At 31.9% G+C, this 20,979-nt stretch carries 23 protein-coding genes; 22 read left to right on the top strand and 1 reads right to left on the bottom strand.

Annotation, left to right across the window (positions count from 1 at the left end; all coding sequences use genetic code 11):
* The first annotated feature begins 3 nt into the window (after positions 1–3).
* The 16 genes from tgt (at position 4) to BQ7474_RS04380 (ending at position 15,364) form a co-directional block, all read left to right on the top strand.
* The gene (tgt, locus tag BQ7474_RS04455) at positions 4–1,125 is read left to right on the top strand and encodes a tRNA guanosine(34) transglycosylase Tgt (protein WP_073997782.1); all 1,122 of its coding nucleotides are present in this window, start codon (positions 4–6) and stop codon (positions 1,123–1,125) included.
* Positions 1,122–1,382, top strand: a complete 261-nt coding sequence (locus BQ7474_RS04450; RefSeq protein ID WP_082187882.1) for a preprotein translocase subunit YajC — start codon at positions 1,122–1,124, stop codon at positions 1,380–1,382. Before tgt ends, BQ7474_RS04450 begins: the two co-directional genes overlap by 4 nt.
* Positions 1,383–1,455: 73 nt before the next feature.
* Positions 1,456–3,186: a single-stranded-DNA-specific exonuclease RecJ gene (gene recJ, locus BQ7474_RS04445; protein WP_073998794.1), complete on the top strand. Its 1,731-nt coding sequence runs from the start codon at positions 1,456–1,458 to the stop codon at positions 3,184–3,186.
* A gap of 6 nt (positions 3,187–3,192) precedes the next feature.
* Positions 3,193–5,382, top strand: a complete 2,190-nt coding sequence (locus BQ7474_RS04440) for a RelA/SpoT family protein (RefSeq protein WP_073997780.1) — start codon at positions 3,193–3,195, stop codon at positions 5,380–5,382.
* Positions 5,382–5,831, top strand: coding sequence for a D-aminoacyl-tRNA deacylase (gene dtd, locus BQ7474_RS04435; RefSeq protein ID WP_073997779.1), 450 nt, complete (start codon positions 5,382–5,384; stop codon positions 5,829–5,831). Before BQ7474_RS04440 ends, dtd begins: the two co-directional genes overlap by 1 nt.
* Positions 5,832–6,434 carry an MBL fold metallo-hydrolase gene (locus BQ7474_RS04430; RefSeq protein WP_073997778.1) on the top strand — a complete coding sequence of 201 codons (603 nt, stop codon included), beginning with the start codon at positions 5,832–5,834 and terminating at the stop codon, positions 6,432–6,434.
* Positions 6,435–6,443: 9 nt separating this feature from the next.
* On the top strand, positions 6,444–8,216 hold the full coding sequence (gene aspS / locus BQ7474_RS04425) for an aspartate--tRNA ligase (RefSeq protein ID WP_073997777.1): 1,773 nt from the start codon (positions 6,444–6,446) through the stop codon (positions 8,214–8,216).
* Positions 8,200–8,616 (top strand): SoxR reducing system RseC family protein, encoded by a 417-nt coding sequence (locus tag BQ7474_RS04420; RefSeq protein ID WP_073997776.1) that lies wholly within the window; start codon positions 8,200–8,202, stop codon positions 8,614–8,616. The genes aspS and BQ7474_RS04420 overlap by 17 nt, the downstream gene beginning before the upstream one ends.
* The gene (locus BQ7474_RS04415; protein WP_456236384.1) at positions 8,613–9,851 is read left to right on the top strand and encodes a serine hydroxymethyltransferase; all 1,239 of its coding nucleotides are present in this window, start codon (positions 8,613–8,615) and stop codon (positions 9,849–9,851) included. The genes BQ7474_RS04420 and BQ7474_RS04415 overlap by 4 nt, the downstream gene beginning before the upstream one ends.
* A 2-nt stretch (positions 9,852–9,853) precedes the next feature.
* Positions 9,854–11,173 carry a ribosome biogenesis GTPase Der gene (gene der / locus BQ7474_RS04410; protein ID WP_073997774.1) on the top strand — a complete coding sequence of 440 codons (1,320 nt, stop codon included), beginning with the start codon at positions 9,854–9,856 and terminating at the stop codon, positions 11,171–11,173.
* Positions 11,170–11,745, top strand: coding sequence for a glycerol-3-phosphate 1-O-acyltransferase PlsY (plsY, locus tag BQ7474_RS04405; RefSeq protein ID WP_073997773.1), 576 nt, complete (start codon positions 11,170–11,172; stop codon positions 11,743–11,745). Before der ends, plsY begins: the two co-directional genes overlap by 4 nt.
* A 3-nt stretch (positions 11,746–11,748) precedes the next feature.
* Entirely contained in the window at positions 11,749–12,738 is a 990-nt protein-coding gene (locus tag BQ7474_RS04400) for an NAD(P)H-dependent glycerol-3-phosphate dehydrogenase (RefSeq protein WP_073997772.1), read from the top strand.
* Positions 12,739–12,804: 66 nt separating this feature from the next.
* A complete protein-coding gene (locus tag BQ7474_RS04395; RefSeq protein ID WP_073997771.1) occupies positions 12,805–13,428 on the top strand; it encodes a cell division protein SepF in 624 nt (207 codons plus the stop codon).
* A 49-nt stretch (positions 13,429–13,477) separates the two neighbouring features.
* Entirely contained in the window at positions 13,478–14,245 is a 768-nt protein-coding gene (locus tag BQ7474_RS04390; protein ID WP_073997770.1) for a YlmH/Sll1252 family protein, read from the top strand.
* Positions 14,242–14,685, top strand: a complete 444-nt coding sequence (lspA, locus tag BQ7474_RS04385; protein ID WP_073997769.1) for a signal peptidase II — start codon at positions 14,242–14,244, stop codon at positions 14,683–14,685. Before BQ7474_RS04390 ends, lspA begins: the two co-directional genes overlap by 4 nt.
* Position 14,686: 1 nt before the next feature.
* Positions 14,687–15,364 carry a uracil-DNA glycosylase gene (locus BQ7474_RS04380; protein ID WP_073997768.1) on the top strand — a complete coding sequence of 226 codons (678 nt, stop codon included), beginning with the start codon at positions 14,687–14,689 and terminating at the stop codon, positions 15,362–15,364.
* On the opposite strand, the gene BQ7474_RS04375 is transcribed toward BQ7474_RS04380, so the two are convergent.
* Complete coding sequence (locus tag BQ7474_RS04375) at positions 15,359–16,264, bottom strand: ribonuclease H-like domain-containing protein (protein ID WP_073997767.1); 906 nt, start codon at positions 16,262–16,264, stop codon at positions 15,359–15,361. The two genes, BQ7474_RS04380 and BQ7474_RS04375, sit on opposite strands and share 6 nt — an antisense overlap.
* Before the next feature lie 67 nt (positions 16,265–16,331).
* On the opposite strand from BQ7474_RS04375, the gene BQ7474_RS04370 reads away from it, so the two are divergent.
* The 6 genes from BQ7474_RS04370 (at position 16,332) to obgE (ending at position 20,973) form a co-directional block, all read left to right on the top strand.
* Positions 16,332–17,447, top strand: a complete 1,116-nt coding sequence (locus BQ7474_RS04370) for a cysteine desulfurase family protein (RefSeq protein ID WP_073997766.1) — start codon at positions 16,332–16,334, stop codon at positions 17,445–17,447.
* On the top strand, positions 17,444–18,604 hold the full coding sequence (gene thiI / locus BQ7474_RS04365) for a tRNA uracil 4-sulfurtransferase ThiI (protein ID WP_073997765.1): 1,161 nt from the start codon (positions 17,444–17,446) through the stop codon (positions 18,602–18,604). The genes BQ7474_RS04370 and thiI overlap by 4 nt, the downstream gene beginning before the upstream one ends.
* Before the next feature lie 112 nt (positions 18,605–18,716).
* Complete coding sequence (gene rplU / locus BQ7474_RS04360) at positions 18,717–19,028, top strand: 50S ribosomal protein L21 (protein ID WP_044566232.1); 312 nt, start codon at positions 18,717–18,719, stop codon at positions 19,026–19,028.
* A gap of 3 nt (positions 19,029–19,031) precedes the next feature.
* Entirely contained in the window at positions 19,032–19,343 is a 312-nt protein-coding gene (locus tag BQ7474_RS04355) for a ribosomal-processing cysteine protease Prp (protein WP_073997764.1), read from the top strand.
* A gap of 1 nt (position 19,344) precedes the next feature.
* Complete coding sequence (gene rpmA, locus BQ7474_RS04350) at positions 19,345–19,638, top strand: 50S ribosomal protein L27 (protein WP_044566230.1); 294 nt, start codon at positions 19,345–19,347, stop codon at positions 19,636–19,638.
* A gap of 54 nt (positions 19,639–19,692) precedes the next feature.
* The gene (gene obgE / locus BQ7474_RS04345) at positions 19,693–20,973 is read left to right on the top strand and encodes a GTPase ObgE (protein WP_073997763.1); all 1,281 of its coding nucleotides are present in this window, start codon (positions 19,693–19,695) and stop codon (positions 20,971–20,973) included.
* The last annotated feature ends 6 nt before the right edge of the window (positions 20,974–20,979 follow it).

The raw sequence follows: 20,979 nt of genomic DNA, 5'->3' as shown, positions 1-20,979 counted from the left end.
AATATGGCTTTAACATATGAATTAATAAAAAAGGACAAATATTCCAATGCTAGAGTAGGTGTGATCCACACTGAACACGGAGATATACCTACTCCAATCTTTATGCCGGTAGGAACGCTTGGAACAGTTAAGACTATGACTGTAGAAGATTTAAAAGAAATGGATGCCAAGATTATCCTTGGCAATACTTATCATCTATATCTAAAGCCAGGCATGGATATTATGAAAAAAGCTGGTGGCCTTCACCAGTTTATGAACTGGGATGGCCCAATACTCACAGACTCTGGTGGATTTCAAGTTTTTTCATTATCTGATATGAGAAAAATAAATGAAAATGGAGTGGAATTTAGAAGTCATATTGATGGCTCTAAACACTTTTTTACCCCTGAAAAATCAATAGAAATCCAAAATGACATTCATTCTGATATTATGATGAGTTTTGATGAATGTGTAGATGCAAGAGCTGACTATGACTATGTTAAGCAATCTATGGAGCGAACAATAAGATGGGCTAAGAGAGGCTTAGATTATCACAAAGAACATTCTCACAAAGACCAATCACTTTTTGGCATAGTCCAAGGTGGTTTGTTTAAGGATCTAAGGGAAAAATCTGTAATTGAAACCACAGCTATGGATTTTGATGGATTTTCAATAGGTGGTCTATCAGTAGGTGAGACAAAGGAAGAAATGATAGACATCCTAAACTTTACAACACCTCTTTTACCAGAGAACAAGCCTAGATACAACATGGGAGTAGGGACTCCTGACTATTTGTTTGAATCCTACCAAGCAGGTATTGATATGGCCGATTGTGTACTTCCTACAAGAATGGCAAGACATGGTACGGCTCTAACATCAGAAGGTAGATTAGTTGTAAAAAACGCATCTTTCAAGGATGATTTTACACCACTTGACCATGAGTGTGATTGCTATACTTGCAAAAACTACAGTAGAGCTTATCTAAGACATTTGGTAAACGTTAATGAAATTCTTGGTGCAAGGCTACTAAGCTATCACAACCTGTATTTCTTATTAAAACTTTGCGAAAATATTAGACAAGCTATAATGGAAGATAGGTTCTTGGAATACAAAGAAGAGTTTTACAAAAAATATGGATACCTATGAGATTAGAATATTTAATACTTGTCATCCTTGCATTGGGATTTTATGAAACAAGTATAAAATCTGAAATTAAAGAAAAGAAAAACAGAGAATTTGTAGAAAATAATCTAGAAATAGGTTCAAAAATAATCACAGATAAAGGTATAGTTGGAGAAGTTGTAAAAATAGATGACGAAGTTGTCATTTTGATTACAGGATCAGCTGACAATCATTCATATATAAGGCTTCTTAAAAAAGAAATATCAAATATTATAAGCTAAGGCCATAATGGCCTTATTTCTTTATATATCTAAGCAAAAAGGTATAGTTTTTATAGTATGGAAGGGTGATGCAATGGCAAATTGGTTCATTTATAATAAAAAATCAAATTATATAGAAAATTTAAAAAATAAAGACATTACAAAATTACAAGCCCTAATTTTGGCAAATCGAGATATTACAGACAAAGAAACAGTGGAAATGTTTGTAAATCCTGATTTAGGAAAATTGCACGACCCGTTTTTACTTGCTGATATGGATAAGGCTGTAAGTCTTATTATAGAAACTATGCAAAATGGTGGAGAAATTCGTATATTTGGAGATTACGATCAAGATGGAATTGCATCTGTAATGACATTGCTTGATGGATTTTTATATTTTTATGATAATTTGTCCTACGATATTCCACACAGGGTTGAAGATGGCTATGGTATGAGCGATGGAATGGTCGAAAAAGCAATAGCAGATGGTGTTTCATTAATAATTACTTGTGATAATGGCATAACAGGTTTTGATCAGGTTGATGGCCTTAAAAAAGCCGGAATAAAAGTTATAGTAACTGATCACCATGAGATAGAAACATCTACAGATGGAGAGTGGCAAGCTCAGAAACTTCCAGAGGCTGATGCTGTTATTAATCCAAAAAGAATTGATAGCTCATACCTCTTTAAAGATTTGTGTGGCGCTGGTGTTTGCTTTAAATTAATCCAGGCTCTATATCAAAATATAGGTGGTGACTTTGAATATTTGGCAAGCCTATTAGAATATGTTGCAATGGGAACTGTCTGTGATATTGTTTCCCTGACTGATGAAAATCGTATTTTTGTCATAGAAGGCCTAAAGAGATTAAATTATACAGAAAAAATTGGTATAAAGGCTATTTTGGATGAAATGAATTGGCATAAACCAATTGATGAATACACACTTGGCTTTATCATAGGCCCAACTATGAATGCAGCAGGAAGACTTGCTTCAGCTAAACTTGCAATAGAATTATTGATGGAAGAAGATATAGACAGGATATATGAAATAGCAAAAGAATTAGTTTCATTAAATGTCGAAAGAAAAAAGCTTACTGAAGAAGGCCTTGATAAATGTATAGAAATCATAGAAGAGAATAACTATGAGAATGATGACGTCATAGTCGTATACGAGCCATCCATTAATGAATCCATATGTGGGATAGTTGCAGGTAGGATTAAGGAAAAATACTATAGACCTACCATAGTTTTGACTAATTCTCTAAATGATAACATAGCTAAAGGTTCAGGCAGATCAATAGAAAGTTTTGATATCCACGAAGCTTGCTATAAATATAAGGATAATTTAGAGTCTTTTGGAGGTCACAAGATGGCTTGTGGACTGTCGATTGAAGTCTCTAGAATTGATGATTTTAGAAAATTTCTAAATAAAAATTCTAAAATGACCCAAAAAGATAAGGAAAAAGTTATTAATATTGATACTGCCATTTCTATCGACAAGCTATCTTTGGAATTTGCAGAATCTTTAAATAATTTGAAACCCTTCGGCAAAGATTTTGAGAAACCTATATTTGCCGACAAGGATGTTATTATTGAAAGCATAGCCATGATTGGTAAAAATAAAAATACCTTGAAATTATCTTTAAGAAAAAATGATATTATAATAAATGCTATTAAGTTTAATGCTATAGATACAGCAAATTACTTAGTTGATAAATTTGGAAAGAATATTACTGGCAATAAGATTGATATAGTTTACTACCCTGATATTAATGAATTTAGGGGCAATAGAACTCTTCAACTTAGACTAGTTGATATTAGGTGAGTTGATATGACAACTGATTTTAATAAAGAATATGAAATTTTTGAAAAATTAATACTAGAAAATAATCCTAACTCTGATATAGCTTTGATAAAAAAAGCTTATTATTTTGGTGAAGTAAACCATAGAGGACAAAAGAGAAACTCTGGTGAAGATTATTTTATACATCCAATTGCCGTAGCTAAGACTATTTCTAATATGAAACTTGATGATCAAACTATCTGTGCAGGACTAATGCATGATGTCTTAGAAGATACTCCTATAACCTATGATCAGATGAAAGAAGAATTTGGTGAAGAGATTACTTTCTTAGTAGAAGGTGTTACCAAACTTAAAAATCTAAATTATTCATCAAGAGAAGAAAAACAAGCTGAAAACATTAGGAAAATGGTAATGGCCATGAGTAATGATGTTAGGGTTGTACTTATAAAACTAGCAGATAGACTTCACAATATGAGAACTTTGGAATATAAGACTCGTGAAAAACAAATCCAAACTGCTACTGAGACCATTGAAATATATGTTCCACTTGCTCATAGGCTTGGTATTTATTCTATCAAATGGGAATTAGAAGATTTATGCTTCAGATACCAAGAACCAGAGAAATACTATGAACTTGCAGAGATGGTAGCCAGTAAGAGAAGAGAGAGGGAAGCCTACATAAATGAAATAATAGAAACTCTTACTGATAGTCTCAAAGGCAGTAAAATTAATTATGAAATATCTGGTAGACCTAAATCTCTTTACTCAATTTATAAAAAAATGAAGCGCAATAACATTGTTTTTGAGGAGATATACGATTTAACAGCTGTAAGAGTTTTAGTTGATACAATTGCTGAATGTTATGAAGTCTTGGGTAAGGTTCATTCTTTATGGAGACCTATTCCAAATAGGATAAAGGATTATATTGGCCAACCAAAGCCGAATGGATATAGGTCCTTGCATACGACAGTTTTTGGAGAAGATTCTAAACCTTTTGAAGTACAAATAAGAACTCGTCAAATGCACAAAGAATGTGAATACGGGGTTGCTGCTCACTGGAGATATAAGGAAAATAACAAGAAAGAAACAGAATTTGATTCTGCCATGGAATTTCTAAGAAGAATCATGGAATGGCAAAGAGATGGGGCAGCAGATATTGATAGCCAGCAATTTATGGAAACACTAAAAACAGACTTTTTCTCTAGAGAAATTTATGTTTATTCACCTGCTGGAGAAATATATTCCCTACCATTAGGATCTTGTACCATAGATTTTGCCTATAAAATTCATACAGAAGTTGGGAATAAATGTATAGGAGCGAAGGTAAATGGTTCCATAGTGCCCGTAGCTCATAAACTTAAAACTGGAGATGTTGTTGAAATTTTAACATCCAAAAACTCAGTTGGTCCTAGTAGAGATTGGCTAAACATTGTGAAAAGTTCCCAAGCCAAAAGCAAAATCAAACAATTTTTTAAAAGAAATAATAAAGAAGAAAACATCGAAACTGGAAAAAACCAGATTATTAGAGATATCAAAAAAAATAGAACTGGATATAAGTCATTATTAAAAGATGAGTGGATAGATGAAATCTCAAATGAGTTAGGTTTTCCTGGTGAAGATGAAATGTATGCAGCAGTTGGTTACGGTAGAATTACTAGTGAACAGGTAGTTCAAAAACTTATTAAAAAAGAAAAAGAAAATGAAAAGAAAGAAACTGATTTAAAGGAATCTTTAAATATTAACAAAGGATCTAATACTAACAAAACTTTTAAGGGTGAAGTAAAGGTTTCTGACTTGGAAGATGATATTGAAGTCAAGTTTGCAAAATGTTGTACTCCGGTTCCTGGCGATCCAATCATTGGTTTTATAACTATGGGAAATGGTATATCTGTCCATACAAAATCTTGTCCAAACATTATAAACAACCGTCATCCAGAAAGATTGATTGATGTGTACTGGCAAAATGATGAAACAGATAAGTTCCCAGTAAAAATCCAGCTTATATCAAATAATTCTCCTTCGGTGATTTTTGATGTAAGTAAGATTTTATCAGCAATAAATGTCAATATTGTTGGAATGAATGCTAGAGTAAATGACAATAACGAGGGAGTTATTGACTTGTCTGTAGAAGTAAATAGCATTGACCAACTTGATGAAGTAATGAGTAAACTAAAGTCGATTACGGCTTTATATAGTGTATACAGGGTGAATAATTAATGAGAGCAGTAATTCAAAAAGTTAAAAATTCAAATGTGACAGTTGATAATGAAATAATAGGAGATATTAAAGAAGGATATTTAATTCTTCTAGCAGTAAAAGATACTGATACTAAAGATGATTTAGCCTATATAAAGAGAAAAATTGAAAACTTAAGAGTATTTGAAGATGAAGAAGGTAAGATGAATCATTCTATCAAAGATGTTGGTGGAGAAATTTTACTAGTTTCCCAATTTACACTTTACGGAGATGTGAGGAAGGGCAATAGACCTAGCTTTACTCAATCTGCAGGTCTTGAGAAGGCAAATCAATACTATGAGATTCTAAGAGATGAGTTAATAGCTGATGGTTTTAAGGTAGATACAGGAAAGTTCCAAGCACATATGGAAGTTTCTCTAATTAACGATGGACCTGTGACAATCTTACTTGATAGTGAGAGGACATTTTAAATGGAGATTAGAAGATTTATCTTAGGACCTGTCATGACCAACTTATATGTTGTTAGTGAAAATGGTCACGGATTTATTGTAGATGCTGTTGATCAAAGCAAGGATGTATGTGATTATATATCAGAAAATAACATAAAAATAGATTTTATATTACAAACTCATACCCACTTTGACCATGTCTTGGGCTTAGAATTTTATAAGAATAAGTATAGTGCAAAAGTCTATGCGGCCAGTGAGGCCAAAGAGATTGCAAATGATAAGATGTATAATCTAGGATTTGATTATCCAAATCTTCATGTACCAATAGATTGTTATTTGGAAGATAGCGAGATAATAAAAGACTTTGAAATAAAAGTTTTAAAAACACCAGGCCACTCATTAGACTCAACTAGCTATAAATTAGGTAATGTTCTTTTTTCTGGAGATACCTTATTTAATATGTCCATAGGCAGGACTGATTTTCCAGGAGGAAATTATCAAACAATAATAGAATCTATAAGAAACAAATATAGTAATATAGACAAAAAAACAATTGTATATTCAGGACACGGAAACGAAACTACACTAGAATTTGAATTTAAAAATAATCCGTTTTTAATATAAGGAGTAATGATGGAATTTAAAAGAAGCCACATGTGTGGACAATTAAGAGAAGAAAATATTGGTCAAGAAGTTGTTCTAATGGGATGGGTCGCAAAAAAGAGAAATCTAGGATCTCTTGTATTTTTCGACCTAAGAGATAAAACAGGCATCAGCCAAGTAGTAGTAAGAGAAGATGATGAAATTAACCATGATATTGCCAGCCACTTAGGTAGTGAATATGTTGTAGAAGTAAAGGGAAATGTTCGTGAACGCGAGAGCAAAAACCCTGATATACCAACAGGTAATATAGAAATTGTTGCAAGTAAAATTAATATCTTAGATAAAGCAAATACACCACCAATATATATAAAAGATTACGATGATGTAGCAGAAAATCTTAGATTAAAATATAGATACTTGGATATGAGAAAACCTTCTGTTCAAAAAAATCTTAAATTAAGATCAGATATCATTAGAACTATCAGAGAATACATGTATGATAACGAATTTACAGAAGTTGAGACCCCATTTTTAACTAAACCAACTCCAGAAGGAGCAAGGGACTACATAGTTCCATCTCGTCTAGAACCAGGTGAGTTTTATGCACTACCACAATCACCACAATTATTTAAACAAATTTTGATGATTGGATCTCTTGACAGATATTTTCAAGTTGTAAAATGCTTCAGGGACGAAGATCTAAGGGCAAACAGACAACCAGAATTTACCCAAGTAGATATGGAACTATCATTTGCAAACCAAGATGATGTAATAGCAGTAAATGAAGGCCTCTTAAAGGAATTGTTTGATAAATATACTGATTATGATCTAAAACTTCCTATCCCTAGAATGGACTATAGCGAAGCTATGAATTCATATGGTTCAGACAAACCAGATTTAAGATTTGGCTATAAGATTAACGATATATCTGAAATTTGGAAAGACAGCGACTTTAAAGTCTTTGCTAATAATACAAGTGATGGAAAATCTGTTAGGGCAATAAACTTTAAGAACATTGCAGATAAATATTCTAGAAAACAACTTGATAAACTTACTGATTTTGTAAAAGATTATGGTCTAGGTGGTTTGTCTTATATCAAATACGAAGAAAAAATAAACTCTTCAATTTCTAAATTTTTAACTGACGATATCTTAAATAAAATGGTAGAAAAACTAGAAATAGAAGATAATGATTTAGTTTTGATTGCAGCTGATAAAGATAAAACAGTTCTTGAAGGTCTTGGTGCCTTAAGAAATAAGGTGGCAAAGGACAATAGTCTATATGAAAAAGATTATGCCTTAACTTGGGTAGTAAACTTCCCAATGTTTGAATATAGTGAAGAAGAAGACAGGTATGTAGCTCAACACCATCCATTTACTATGCCAAATGAAGAAGATATACCACTACTAAAAACTCATCCGGAAAAGGTAAGAACTCAAGCTTATGATATTGTTATTAACGGTGACGAGATGGGTGGAGGATCAGTAAGAATTAACAATTCTGACTTACAAAAAGAAGTATTTGAAGCTCTAAAACTAAATGATGAAGATATCAATAAGAAATTTGGATTCTTTATCGAAGCTCTAAAATACGGAACTCCACCTCATGCTGGACTTGCATATGGACTTGATAGATTATTGATGTTGTTTGCGAAAACAGATAATATAAAGGATGTTATTGCATTTCCAAAAACTCAATCAGCATCTTGTCCATTAAGTGAGGCTCCAACAAAAGTAGATGAGTCCGTCCTCGATGTATTACAAATTTCTATAGGAGGTGAATCTAATGGCGACAATGATTAAAGAAGGAACAGTTCTTGAAAATAAAAATGGCAACCTTACTGTAAGTATCCCTAGAAATGAAGCCTGCGGAGCATGTGCTGCAAAAGGATCATGTGGGCAAAAGTCTGAAACTATAATAGAGATATTTTCTGCTGATGATATCAAAAAAGGAGATAGGATTCTCCTCGAAAGTAAGTCATCTGATATCACAAAATATTCTATGTATGTTTATATTTTGCCAGTTGTCTTAATGATCTTAGGCGCACTATTACCTAATCTATTATTAAAAGATAAAGGATTGGATTTAAGCTTATTGACACTTTTATCAATTGTCATATTTATGGCATTATCATTTTTCATAGTCAAGGGAATTGATAGGAAAATAAAAGACAATAATGTTATGAAAGTGAGGAAAATATGATGGACTACGAACTTATAAAAGAATTCGATCCTAAGGCCTATCAGGCACTGACAAGTGAAGTTCAAAGGCAAGAAGAAAATATAGAATTAATTGCCTCAGAAAACTATGTTAGCAAGGAAATTCTTGAAGCTTGTGGCTCATTACTTACAAACAAATATGCAGAAGGTTTACCAGATAAAAGATACTATGGTGGTTGTGAAAACATTGATGTTATCGAACAACTAGCTATAGATCGTGCTAAAGAATTATTTGGGGCAGATCATGCCAATGTTCAAGCTCACTCTGGTGCAAATGCTAATATAGCAGCCTATTTTGCACTGATAAATCCTGGAGATAAGGTTTTGGCTATGGATTTGACAGAAGGTGGACATTTAACCCATGGTTCTTCTGTCAATTTCTCTGGTAAACTATATGACTTTCATCACTATGGAGTAGATCATCAAACAGGAAGAATTGATTACGATAAAGTTTTAGAAAAAGCAAAAGAAGTTAAGCCAAAACTTATAGTATGTGGAGCTAGTGCATATCCTCGCGAAATTGACTTTAAGAAGTTTAGGGAGATAGCAGATGAAGTAGGTTCCTTATTAATGGCTGATGTATCTCATATAGCTGGTCTTATAGTAGCTGGAGAACATATGGATCCGATTCCATATTGTGATGTTGTTACTTCTACTACTCACAAAACACTTAGGGGGCCAAGATCTGGAATTATCTTATGCAAAAAAGAATATGCCAAGGCAATTGATAAGGCGGTTTTCCCAGGCCTTCAAGGTGGACCTCTTGAACACATAATCTTAGCAAAAGCTCTAGGATTTAAGCAAAATTTAGATCCATCATGGAAAGATTATGCTAAGCAAATCAAGAGAAATGCAAAAGCTATGGAAGAAGCTTTTAGAGACCATGATTTCAAAATGATTTCTGACGGTACTGACAACCATTTATTGCTTTTAGATTTGACAAACAAAGATATTACAGGAAAAGATGCGCAAAATCTTCTTGATCAAGTATGTATAACTACAAACAAAAATACTATCCCAAATGAGAAGCTTTCACCTATGGTAACAAGCGGACTAAGGGTAGGTACAGCTGCCATTACAACTAGGGGTATGAAAGAAGATCAAGCAAGGAAGATTGTAGATTTAATCGCTAGAACACTTGAAAGAAAAGATAGTATCGAAAATATAAGGAAAGAAGTACTCGATCTAACAGCACAATTTCCTGTTTATAGGAGTTAATTATGGCTATGCCAATAGTAACATTAGTTGGAAGAACTAATGTAGGAAAAAGTACACTTTTTAATAGACTTGTCGGCAAAAGAAAGTCCATCACTGAAGATATTAGTGGTGTAACTAGAGATCGCATTGTAGATAGGGTCGAATGGCAAGGAAATGAATTTACTCTAGTGGATACTGGTGGTCTTGATATTTCAAATAAAGAAATGATGAATCAAGAGATTAAATCACAAGTTGAAAAAGCCCTCTTAGAAACTGATTTAATATTGTTCGTAGTTGATGGTAGATCTGGTCTAAGTCCATATGATAAAGAAATAGCTAATGTTATTAGAAGATATAATAAACCAATTATAATTGTTGCAAACAAAATAGATGGTCAAAAAGTTCCTGATGATATTTATGATTTCTATACATTTGGTTTTGACGATTTGGCTATCATTTCTGCGGAACAATCAAAGGGTCTTGGTGATTTGCTAGATCTTATAGTTGATCATATTGACTTCTCATCTTTTGAATCAATAGAAGATGAAACAAGGATAGCTATTATTGGTAAACCAAATGCTGGTAAATCTTCTTTGGTCAATCTTTTGCTTGATGAAGATAGGATGATAGTAACTAATGTAGCTGGTACTACAAGAGATGCAGTTGATTCCTATTGGACTTACAATGACCACAACTATGTCTTAATCGATACAGCAGGTCTTAGGAAAAAAAGCAAAGTTAGAGAAAACGTAGAGTTTTATGCCAATCAAAGAACTTTTGACGCTGTAGACAGTGCTGATATATGCATATTTCTCATAGACGCAACCGTAGGTGTTACCGAACAAGATACAAAGATTGCAGGATACGCTCACAACAATAGAAAAGCTATGATAATAGTAGTTAATAAATGGGATTTAGTAGATAAAGATACTAATACCATGAGGCAGATGGAAGCAGACATTAGAAAGTCATTATCATTTGCCTTATATGCACCAGTACTTTTTGTATCCGTTTTAAAGAACCAAAGAATAGATAATCTCTTAGATATGATTGAAGTGGTTGACAACAACTACAATACTAGAATTAGCACCGGCGTCTTAAATACAATTTTGCAAGATGCAATAATGCTAAACCAACCACCTCAAGATAAGGGTAAGAGATTGAAAATTTTTTATATATCTCAAGTAGATGTGGCACCGCCTAAATTTATGTTATCTATAAACGATAGAGACTTGATGCATTTTTCTTACATGAGATATTTAGAAAATCAAATAAGAAGTAATTATAATCTGACAGGAGTACCATTTAGCTTCATATTAAAAGAGAGAGGATCTGACAAATGATTTTCCTAGTTGGCTTAATAGCATATCTTTTAGGTTCTATACCAAACGGATATATAATAGGTAAGTATTTCCACAAATCCGACATTAGAACTCTAGGTTCAGGTAATGTAGGATCTACAAATGTTTTAAGAAACTACGGCAAGAAACCAGCAATAATAACATTAATACTTGATATGCTAAAGGGTTATTTAGCTGTCTTGATTGGTGAAAAATTAGCCGGTTATGATGGTATGTGTGTTGGATTTCTTCTAGTAGTAATAGGACATATGTATAGTGTATTTCTTAAATTTAAAGCTGGTAAAGGTGTCGCAACATCTGCAGGAGCCATGTTATTTGTAAATCCAATTATTCTGCTAATTGGCTTAATAGTATTTATATTAACTGTTTTAATAAGTAAGATGGTTTCACTTGGATCAATACTTGGAGCAATTAGCGTTATGGTACTAGCCTACATCAACTATTATCCAAGTAAGCTTTTTTGGACTTTAATTGTTGTATGTTTATTAATTATTTATAAACACAAGTCAAATATTAAGAGAATAATTAATAGAGAGGAATCAAAAATAAGGTAGATTATGGCAATTTCAATCTTGGGTGCAGGATCATGGGCTACTGCTATAGCTCATGTACTATCAAAAAAACATGATGTCCTTCTATATGCTAGAAATATGGACGATGTTGAAAGCATCAATCAAAATCATGTAAACAGAAAATACTTAAGTGAATTTAAACTAACAGAAAATATTAGAGCTACAAATAATTTAGAAGATATATTTGCCAATAAATATATTGTTAATGCAATACCTACCCAAAGTAGTAGAAGTGTTCTTAAAAAGCTAAAGCAATTTGTAAGTGAAGACCATATATTTATTAATTTATCCAAAGGACTTGAGCTTAAGACGCATTTCCGCCTATCTGAGATATTTTATGATATCCTGGGAAATAATATTACCTATGCTATCCTAAGTGGCCCAACTCATGCTGAAGAAGTCATATTAGAAATGCCTACAGCCATAGTTTGTGCTTGTGAGGATGATAAAGTAGCCAAAGAAATCCAAGAAATTTTCAATACGGATTTCTTTAGAGTATATAGCTCAACAGATGTAATAGGAGTTGAACTCGGTGGAGCTATTAAAAACACTCTTGCCTTAGGTATAGGTATAGTTTCTGGACTTGGCTATGGTGATAATACAAAGGCTGCAATAATGACTAGGGGAATCCATGAGATGAGTAGATTTACTGAATCTTTTGGTGCACATCAACAAACTATAAACGGTCTTGCAGGTATTGGAGATCTTATTGTTACAGCAACAAGTATGCATTCGAGAAACAATAGGGCAGGTATTCTATTAGGTAAGGGCCTAAGCATAGAAGAAGTTAATAATGAGATTAATATGGTAGTTGAAGGTATACCTACTACCAGGGCAATATATGAATTAGCAAGCGAAAAAAATATTGAACTACCAATAACAAGAGAAATTTATGAAATTCTTTACAAAAATAAATCGGCTGATGAATCAATTAGTGAATTAATGGGTAGAAATTTAAAAAGTGAATTCATATAATTATGTTTCATTTTGAATAATTTGAGTTATAATAATATATAGAAGTAAAAAAGTAAAGGAATTTATATGTTTGACAAGTTTAAAGAATTTATTGGTATAGACGATAACTATGATGATTACGATGAGGATCAAGCTTATTACGAAGAAGAGGAAGAAGAAGATCTAACAAATAGGGAAAGCTATGCAAGCTTATTAGATGGTGATAAATCATCTTTTGATAGTAACACTAAGACCTATGAAAGTGAATATAGGGGATCATCTTCAAGTGATTCATATAATTATTCTTCAGATTACCTTGATAATAGCTACTCATCAAATGATTACGAGCCAACAAGTAACCGTTACCAAAGACCATCAAAAAGAGGAGACAGAGTAGGAAATATGACAGAAAATAATTTTACCAGCAGATCATCTTTAAGAATCAGTATCCAAGAACCACTTGATTATGAACAAGATGCTCCAAGTGTAATAAATGATATTATTAATAAAAAAGTAGTTGTTTTAAATCTAGAAATGGTAGATACAGATATGAGAAGAAGAATATTTGACTTTGTTTCAGGTGCTGTATATGCCCTAGATGGAACTGTAGAAAAAGTAACTAAAGGAATATTTGTAATAACACCAAATGGTGTTGAGATTGACAACACAGTCACAGAACAAATCTCTGAAGGAAACTACAACCAATTATAGGTGAAGGATAAGGAGCTGTTTGATTTAAAAAACAGCCCTTTTATTTTTTATGAGCTTAGAATTTAATTTAGACTTTATAACAGACAAATCAAAGAAAAGTAACATAAAAAAAGCCATAGCAGTCCTTGAAAGATCCTATTATAAAAACATAGAAGAATCAAGCTTTTTCTTAGACCCCTATGAGCAAGACGTTATAGGATCAATAGCCTTAAAAAATGGAATAGATATACGTTTTATCGGGGGTAATGACCTTGCTGAAAGAAAAATATTTGTATCCAATTATTATTACCTACCATTAACAGAAGAAAACTATATATCTATATTAAGATTTAGGCAAAGCTCCCTAAGCCATCCAGATGTTCTAGGTGCCTTGATGAGTCTTAATATAGACAGGACTAAGGTAGGAGATATAGTAATTGCTGATGACTTTTGTGAGTTTGCTATCTTAAAAGATGAGGCAAATTTTGCAAAATATAATTTAACGAAAATAAAAAGAGAGGGAATAGATATAGAAATAAAAAATCAAGCACATCTTGATATTAAAGAAGATGAGTTTGATCAATTTAGTGGTTTTGTATCTTCTCTCAGACTAGATAATCTTATTTCATTGTTTTTAAACAGGTCAAGGTCAAAGGCTAAAGATATAATAAAAAATAAAAATGTAAAAGTTAATTATGAGCTTATAGATGATCCTGGTAAAAATATTGATGAGGGATCTATGATTTCTATCAGAAAAGAAGGTAGGTTCATATTTGATGAGATTACTGGATCAAGCAAAAAAGGTAACTTACATATTAACTATAGGAAGTTGAAATGATATATATTTTAATTATAATTATTGGAATTGTACTAGATAGAGTAAGCAAAAATTATGCTATAAATAATTTTATAGAAAATCCCCACCAAGGAAAGTTATTAAATTTTACGTACTTGGAAAATAGGGGAGCAGCTTTTGGTATATTGCAGGATAATAGAATATTTTTTATTCTATTAACCACTGTTATTGTAGCTGGATTAGTTTATTATTTTATAAAAAATTATAAAACAAATCCACAAATATTAAATATAGCACTTGCCTTTGTAATATCAGGAGCTATAGGTAATTTTTATGACAGACTTATCCAAGGATATGTTGTTGATTTCTTAGAATTTGCCTTTATTAAATTCCCTGTATTTAATGTGGCGGATATATTGGTTACTGTGGGAAGTTTTTTAATTATTATCTACTTATTGTTTTTTGAAGAAAGTAAGAACTAAAATGAGTGTATTTATTGGCAATGATTGGGACCAACTATTAGCTAGTGAATGGGAAAAAACTTACTATCAAAATTTGAGAAAAGAACTTATAAAAGAGTACAAAAATTATAAGGTATACCCAGATATGTATGACATATTTAATGCATTAAAATCTGTATCTTATGAAGATTGTAAGGTTGTAATACTAGGGCAAGATCCCTATCATGGCAAAGGACAGGCCCATGGCTATGCTTTTTCCGTCAAGAAAGGAGTAAAGACGCCACCATCTCTTATAAATATTTATAAAGAAATGCACGAGGACATAGGAACTTATATCCCTGATAATGGTTACCTTAAAAAATGGGCAGATCAAGGCGTTCTACTACTAAATACATCCTTGACAGTTAGAGCAGGTGAGCCTAATTCTCACGAAAAACTAGGTTGGGAGATACTTACAGATAAGATAATCAAATTATTAAATGATAGACAAAAACCAATTGTCTTTATTCTCTGGGGACGAAATGCCCAAAGCAAAGAAGCCTTTATTACTAATCCCAAGCATTTAATAATAAAATCATCTCACCCATCACCTTTTTCGGCATATAGGGGATTTTTCGGTTCAAAACCTTTTTCACAAGCAAATAAATTCTTAAAATCTACAGGTCAAGAACCTATAGATTGGCAAATAGAGAACCTATAAATGGGTCTCTATTATTTTTTTACTTAAAATTAGTATATTTTTGTAATTATAAGTGTAATTTTCCTTAATAACAAATAGTTTAGGATCTACATTTAGATTGCTTTTATTATTTAGGTTAAAAGTGTTTAGAGCAACGAAACCTTTGGTATTCTCATCAAATTTGCCATATAAAACTTGTAAGTTTATATCGATTTTATCTTCTTCAATTTTTAGCTCATAATTTGGGCCGTTAAAATAAGAATTTACAAAAGGTTTTTCTGAAGTTAGAATAAATTTGCCAATGTCATTATTAATAAATGAAGAATTTAAGGTGATTTTATTATTTAATAGGTTGATAGAGAGTTCTTCGTTAAAATAATCGCTTATGTTGGCAAGTTTTTCAGTTGCAATTAAATCATTTTCATTGTGGACCATTATAGGTTTGGGCTTATCTCTTTTAACTATATCATCTGTTAGTTTACTTATGACTTTATACCTGCTTGGATCATCTCTATAGATGCCTATCTTTTTTTCTAGATCTACTAATTTCATGGATTCAAATACAAAAAACTTACGTCTTGAATAAATTTCTTTTAGTAAATCATATGAATTAGGAAATACCGGGAAAAGTTCATTTGCTAAGAGTCTATTATTTAAAAAGGGAATGTCAAAGATATCTCCATTAAAATTAATAACCGTCTTATCATTAATCAGACTAAGATAGATTTTTAATAGTCTCTTTTCCTCTTGGTCGTTTTCAGCAAAATATTGTTTAATATAAGGCTTTTCATTTTCATAGACAATAGTGCCTAGAAGTACTAGTCGATCACTAGAAGAATCCAATCCTGTCGTTTCTATATCTAATACTATTTCATTTTTTCTTAAGTTATCTGCTCTATATAATTTTTTATACGTTATCATATTTATATTATACTTGATTTGTATATATTAAAGTTAGTAATATAATTATATACTTAAAGGAGATGCTATGATATATTTAGACAATGCAGCTACTACACAAATTTCAAAAAAAAGCCAAGAAGCAAGAGATTTTGCTGAAAATACATATTTTTCAAATTCTTCATCTTTGCATTCTTTTGGTATGAAATCTGAAGAATTGATTGACGAATCAAAGAAAATAATCGGAAAAGTTATTAATGCCAATCCTAACGAAATATATTTCACTAAGGGAGCCACTGAAGCTAATAATATAGTTATAAGTTCCTTTTGTGGTGAAAATTCAAAGGCAATTACAACTTCTATTGAACATTCATCTGTTTTCGATAGCTTTAATTCATATCCTTACAAAGAAGTAATTTATTTAAAAACGGATAGGCATGGATTCGTAGATTTGGAAGAATTAAAAGAAAAAATAGATGATGATGTCAAACTAGTTTCAATAATTTATGTAAACAATGAAATTGGAACAATCCAAGATATTTCCTCAATTAGTAAAATTGTTAAGGATAAGAATATCATCCTACACATAGATGCAACCCAGGCCTTAGGGAAGGTAGATTGCGATGTAAAAAAACTTGGAATTGACTTAATGAGTTTTTCTGCTCACAAGTTTCACGGTCCAAAGGGAGTAGGTGGCCTCTATGTTAAGAAAAATATTTTATCAAAATTAAAACCAGTTTTATTTGGTGGTCGTCAACAAATAATATCTAGTGGGACAGATAATCACCCTGCTATATACGCCATGGGTATCGCCCTAAATGAGCATATGGAAAATTTTGATAGAGAATCTGTCAAAAACTTAAATCTATATATGAGAAATGAGATAATAAATAATATTGAAGATATAGAAATTAATTCACCAGAAGATACTTTTGCTCCTCACATACTATCTGTAGCTTTTAAAAACATTAAATCTGAAGTTTTGCTCCATATGTTAGAGCAAGAAGAGATATATGTCTCAAGTGGGTCAGCTTGTTCTAAGGGAAACAATAATAGGATTTTGCAAGCACTTGGTGTTGATGATGATTACAAAGATGGTGTAATTAGATTTTCTTTTACAGATACAACTACAAAGGAAGATATTGATAAAACTATTAAGGTTTTAAAAAACAGTATTAGTGAAATTAGAAAGGTTATGATATGAAAGCTTTGATATCAGTTAGTTTTGGAGAGTTATTTCTCAAAGGAGCAAATAGGAAGCAATTTTATAACAACGCCCTATCCCATATATTTAAAAATATAAAATCTATTGGCTACGATAAGTACTATACAGAAAGTGCAAAGTTATATATAGAAGCTGATGAAGAGAATTTTGAAGCTATTATTGAACAATTACAAAAAGTTTTTGGTATAGCATATATAGATATAGTATATAGGACAGAAAAAAATGAAGAAGATATATTTGAGGCCATCAAAAAATCTATTATAGATGCTTATGGAAAAAAAGAATTAACTTTCAAAGTACAAACAAAGAGAGTTGATAAGTCCTTTAAATACCAATCACCTGAATTTAATATGTTGATGGGTGATAAGATTTTGGATGAATTTCCTAATTTAAAGGTTGATATCCATAATCCAGACTTCAAGGTATTTATAGATATTAAGAACAATGCTTATATATATTCAAAAAGATATGCTGGTCTTGGAGGACTTCCTATAGGATCTAGTGGAAATGGACTATTAATGCTATCAGGAGGGATAGATTCACCTGTTGCTGGATACTTGATGGCAAAACGTGGTATGAAAGTCAATGCATTGCACTTCCATTCCTATCCATATACATCTCTTAAAGCTAAACAAAAAGCAGTAGAATTGGCAGAAATAATGAGTGAATACACCGGACCAATGAACTTATTTATGATAAATTTATCTGAAATCTATAAATCTATAGCTACTAATTGCGACAGACGTGAAACAACCATTTTATCTAGACGATTTATGGTAAGAATTGCAGAAGAGCTTTCAGAAAAATACGAATATAAGGCATTAATAACTGGAGATAGTTTAGGTCAAGTAGCTAGTCAAACCCTTGAATCCCTATCTGTAGTAGAAGAAGCAACAAACTTACCATTACTAAGACCATTAATAGCAATGGATAAAAAAGATATAGTTGATTTATCAAAAAAAATTGGTTCATACGAAAAATCAATTGAACCATTTGATGATTGTTGTTCAATATTCGCACCTGACAATCCATTAACTAAGCCTAAACTTCACTATATAAAAATGAGCGAAGAAAAGCTTGATATAGACAAATTAGTAGATGAAGCTCTAGAAACAATAGAAATTATAAGAATATAAGATAAAATAGTTGACAAAATACTATTATATTAGTATTATTATAAGGTAAACCGCTCAGTTTGGGTACTGATCACCTACGCTGGCGAGAATTTTAGAAGTTAGGAGGACACCTATGTACGCAATTATAAAAACAGGTGGAAAACAATATAAAGTATCAGAAGGCGACCTAGTTAGAGTTGAAAAACTACCATACGAAGTAGGCGAAACTGTTGAATTTGACGAAGTACTTTTAGTTGGTGGAGATAGTGATGTAAAAGTTGGAGCTCCAACAGTAGAAAATGCTAAAGTTTCTGCTACAATCGAAGACCAAGCAAAAGATAAGAAAATCGTAGTATTCAAATACAAACCTAAGAAAATGTATAGAAAAAAACAAGGTCACAGACAACCATATACTTTAGTTAAAATTAACAGTATTTCTTTATAATAAATGATTAATGTTAATCTTTTATTAAAAAAAGAAAACATTGTAGGATTTGAAATAAGTGGCCATGCCGATTATGATGAGTATGGCAAAGACATAGTTTGTTCAGCAGTAAGTATACTTGCTTACACCTGTGTTAATACTCTAGAGTTATATATTGATGAATTTTCATTTACGGATGACGATGAAATTATGAAATTAATGGCCTATCAAACAAATGAAAAGGCAGAAGTGGTATTTACTAGTTTTAAGACAGGAATATGGACCTTAGAGCAAAGTTATAATAACTTTGTAAAATTAAATTATAAGGAGATATAATATGATTTTAAATATTAACTTACAAAGATTTTCAAGTAAAAAAGGGGTATCTTCTTCAAAGAACGGTAGAGATTCAGAAAGTAAAAGACTAGGCACAAAAAGAGCTGATGGTCAATTTGTAAACGCTGGAACAATCATCGTTAGACAAAGAGGAACAAAAATCCACCCAGGCAACAATGTAAAAAAAGGTGGAGATGATACTCTATACGCATCATGCGAAGGAATTGTAAAATTTGAAAGAAAAGGACGCGACAGAAAACAAGTTTCTGTTTATCCAAAACAAGATATTGCCTAAGAAACACTTAGCCTGCCTTTTCGGCAGGTTTTTTTCATATGAAAGGAAATTTTTATGATAGATTTTGCTAAAATTAGTCTAAAAGCTGGAGATGGAGGCAATGGAGCTGTCGCTTGGCGTAGGGAAAAATACGAACCTACAGGTGGACCAGCTGGTGGAGATGGAGGCAATGGTGGTAGCATCATTATTAAAGCAACAAGAAACCTATCTACCCTTGATGAATTCAGATACAAAAGTAAATATAAAGCACAAAATGGCCAGCCTGGTGGCAAAAAAAAGAAGTTTGGCAAAAAAGGTGACGATTTAATCATCAAGGTTCCTGTTGGAACAATATTAAGAGAAGCAAATTCTAATACAATTATTAAAGACTTCAAGCTAGATGGTGAAGAGTTTTTAATAGCAAAAGGGGGCAAAGGTGGTAGAGGAAATGTTCATTTCAAAAATTCCATTCGTCAAGCACCTCGTTTTGCAGAAAATGGCAAAAAGGGACAAGAGATAGACTTGCTTCTTGAACTAAAAGTCTTGGCAGATGTTGGACTTGTCGGCCTACCAAATGTTGGAAAGTCAACTTTGATATCTGTAATATCCTCTGCTAAACCAAAGATTGCAAACTATCATTTTACAACCATAGATCCAAACCTAGGTGTAGTAAATATCGATAATGAAAGATCTTTTATAGTAGCCGATATCCCAGGACTCATAGAAGGAGCCAACGAAGGTCAAGGTCTTGGACATGACTTTTTAAGACATATAGAAAGATGTAGGGTGCTCATTCATCTTATTGATATTTCTGGAATAGAAGCTAGAGATCCAATAGAAGATTTTAGACTTATAAACGAAGAGCTAAAATTATATAATGAGAATCTAGCCAACAAACCAATGATTGTTGCCTTAAATAAGACTGACCTAGATACTAATAATAATGCAGAAAACTTTATCAAAACTTTTGGAGATACTTATGATATATATCAAATCTCTGCAGCAACAACTGATGGAATCAAGAAACTTTTAGATGCGACTTATGATTTATTATTAAAAAGTGAAGATAAGAAGTTTGATCTTATGGAAGATGTTGATGAGAACTTCTTGGAAGAATATTATAACAAAGAAATAGATTACGACTTGCAATTTGCAAAAGATAATGAAATCTTCGTTGTATTTGGCAAAAGAGTTGACAACCTTTTAGAAAAAATAAATCTTGAAGATTATGATTCCCGTATGTTCTTTGAAAAAACACTTAGAGAAATGGAAGTTTTTGATAAATTAAAAGAAATGGGAATTGAACAAGGAGATAGTGTTGCAGTTGGCGATATTGTCTTTGAGTATTATGAATAGGAGAAA

The organism is Anaerococcus urinomassiliensis (genome assembly GCF_900128425.1).
Taxonomy (GTDB): domain Bacteria; phylum Bacillota; class Clostridia; order Tissierellales; family Peptoniphilaceae; genus Anaerococcus; species Anaerococcus urinomassiliensis.
This window is presented reverse-complemented; position numbering and strand designations above follow the sequence as displayed.

Coding starts and splice junctions, on each gene's coding strand:
- BQ7474_RS04420 (WP_073997776.1), top strand. CDS start 8,200: ATGGCGACAATGATTAAAGAAGGAACAGTTCTTGAAAATAAAAATGGC.
- BQ7474_RS04355 (WP_073997764.1), top strand. CDS start 19,032: ATGATTAATGTTAATCTTTTATTAAAAAAAGAAAACATTGTAGGATTT.
- BQ7474_RS04380 (WP_073997768.1), top strand. CDS start 14,687: ATGAGTGTATTTATTGGCAATGATTGGGACCAACTATTAGCTAGTGAA.
- der (WP_073997774.1), top strand. CDS start 9,854: ATGGCTATGCCAATAGTAACATTAGTTGGAAGAACTAATGTAGGAAAA.
- lspA (WP_073997769.1), top strand. CDS start 14,242: ATGATATATATTTTAATTATAATTATTGGAATTGTACTAGATAGAGTA.
- plsY (WP_073997773.1), top strand. CDS start 11,170: ATGATTTTCCTAGTTGGCTTAATAGCATATCTTTTAGGTTCTATACCA.
- BQ7474_RS04450 (WP_082187882.1), top strand. CDS start 1,122: ATGAGATTAGAATATTTAATACTTGTCATCCTTGCATTGGGATTTTAT.
- BQ7474_RS04370 (WP_073997766.1), top strand. CDS start 16,332: ATGATATATTTAGACAATGCAGCTACTACACAAATTTCAAAAAAAAGC.
- BQ7474_RS04430 (WP_073997778.1), top strand. CDS start 5,832: ATGGAGATTAGAAGATTTATCTTAGGACCTGTCATGACCAACTTATAT.
- rplU (WP_044566232.1), top strand. CDS start 18,717: ATGTACGCAATTATAAAAACAGGTGGAAAACAATATAAAGTATCAGAA.
- recJ (WP_073998794.1), top strand. CDS start 1,456: ATGGCAAATTGGTTCATTTATAATAAAAAATCAAATTATATAGAAAAT.
- BQ7474_RS04415 (WP_456236384.1), top strand. CDS start 8,613: ATGATGGACTACGAACTTATAAAAGAATTCGATCCTAAGGCCTATCAG.
- BQ7474_RS04395 (WP_073997771.1), top strand. CDS start 12,805: ATGTTTGACAAGTTTAAAGAATTTATTGGTATAGACGATAACTATGAT.
- tgt (WP_073997782.1), top strand. CDS start 4: ATGGCTTTAACATATGAATTAATAAAAAAGGACAAATATTCCAATGCT.
- BQ7474_RS04390 (WP_073997770.1), top strand. CDS start 13,478: ATGAGCTTAGAATTTAATTTAGACTTTATAACAGACAAATCAAAGAAA.
- dtd (WP_073997779.1), top strand. CDS start 5,382: ATGAGAGCAGTAATTCAAAAAGTTAAAAATTCAAATGTGACAGTTGAT.
- thiI (WP_073997765.1), top strand. CDS start 17,444: ATGAAAGCTTTGATATCAGTTAGTTTTGGAGAGTTATTTCTCAAAGGA.
- aspS (WP_073997777.1), top strand. CDS start 6,444: ATGGAATTTAAAAGAAGCCACATGTGTGGACAATTAAGAGAAGAAAAT.
- rpmA (WP_044566230.1), top strand. CDS start 19,345: ATGATTTTAAATATTAACTTACAAAGATTTTCAAGTAAAAAAGGGGTA.
- BQ7474_RS04375 (WP_073997767.1), bottom strand. CDS start 16,264: ATGATAACGTATAAAAAATTATATAGAGCAGATAACTTAAGAAAAAAT.
- BQ7474_RS04440 (WP_073997780.1), top strand. CDS start 3,193: ATGACAACTGATTTTAATAAAGAATATGAAATTTTTGAAAAATTAATA.
- obgE (WP_073997763.1), top strand. CDS start 19,693: ATGATAGATTTTGCTAAAATTAGTCTAAAAGCTGGAGATGGAGGCAAT.
- BQ7474_RS04400 (WP_073997772.1), top strand. CDS start 11,749: ATGGCAATTTCAATCTTGGGTGCAGGATCATGGGCTACTGCTATAGCT.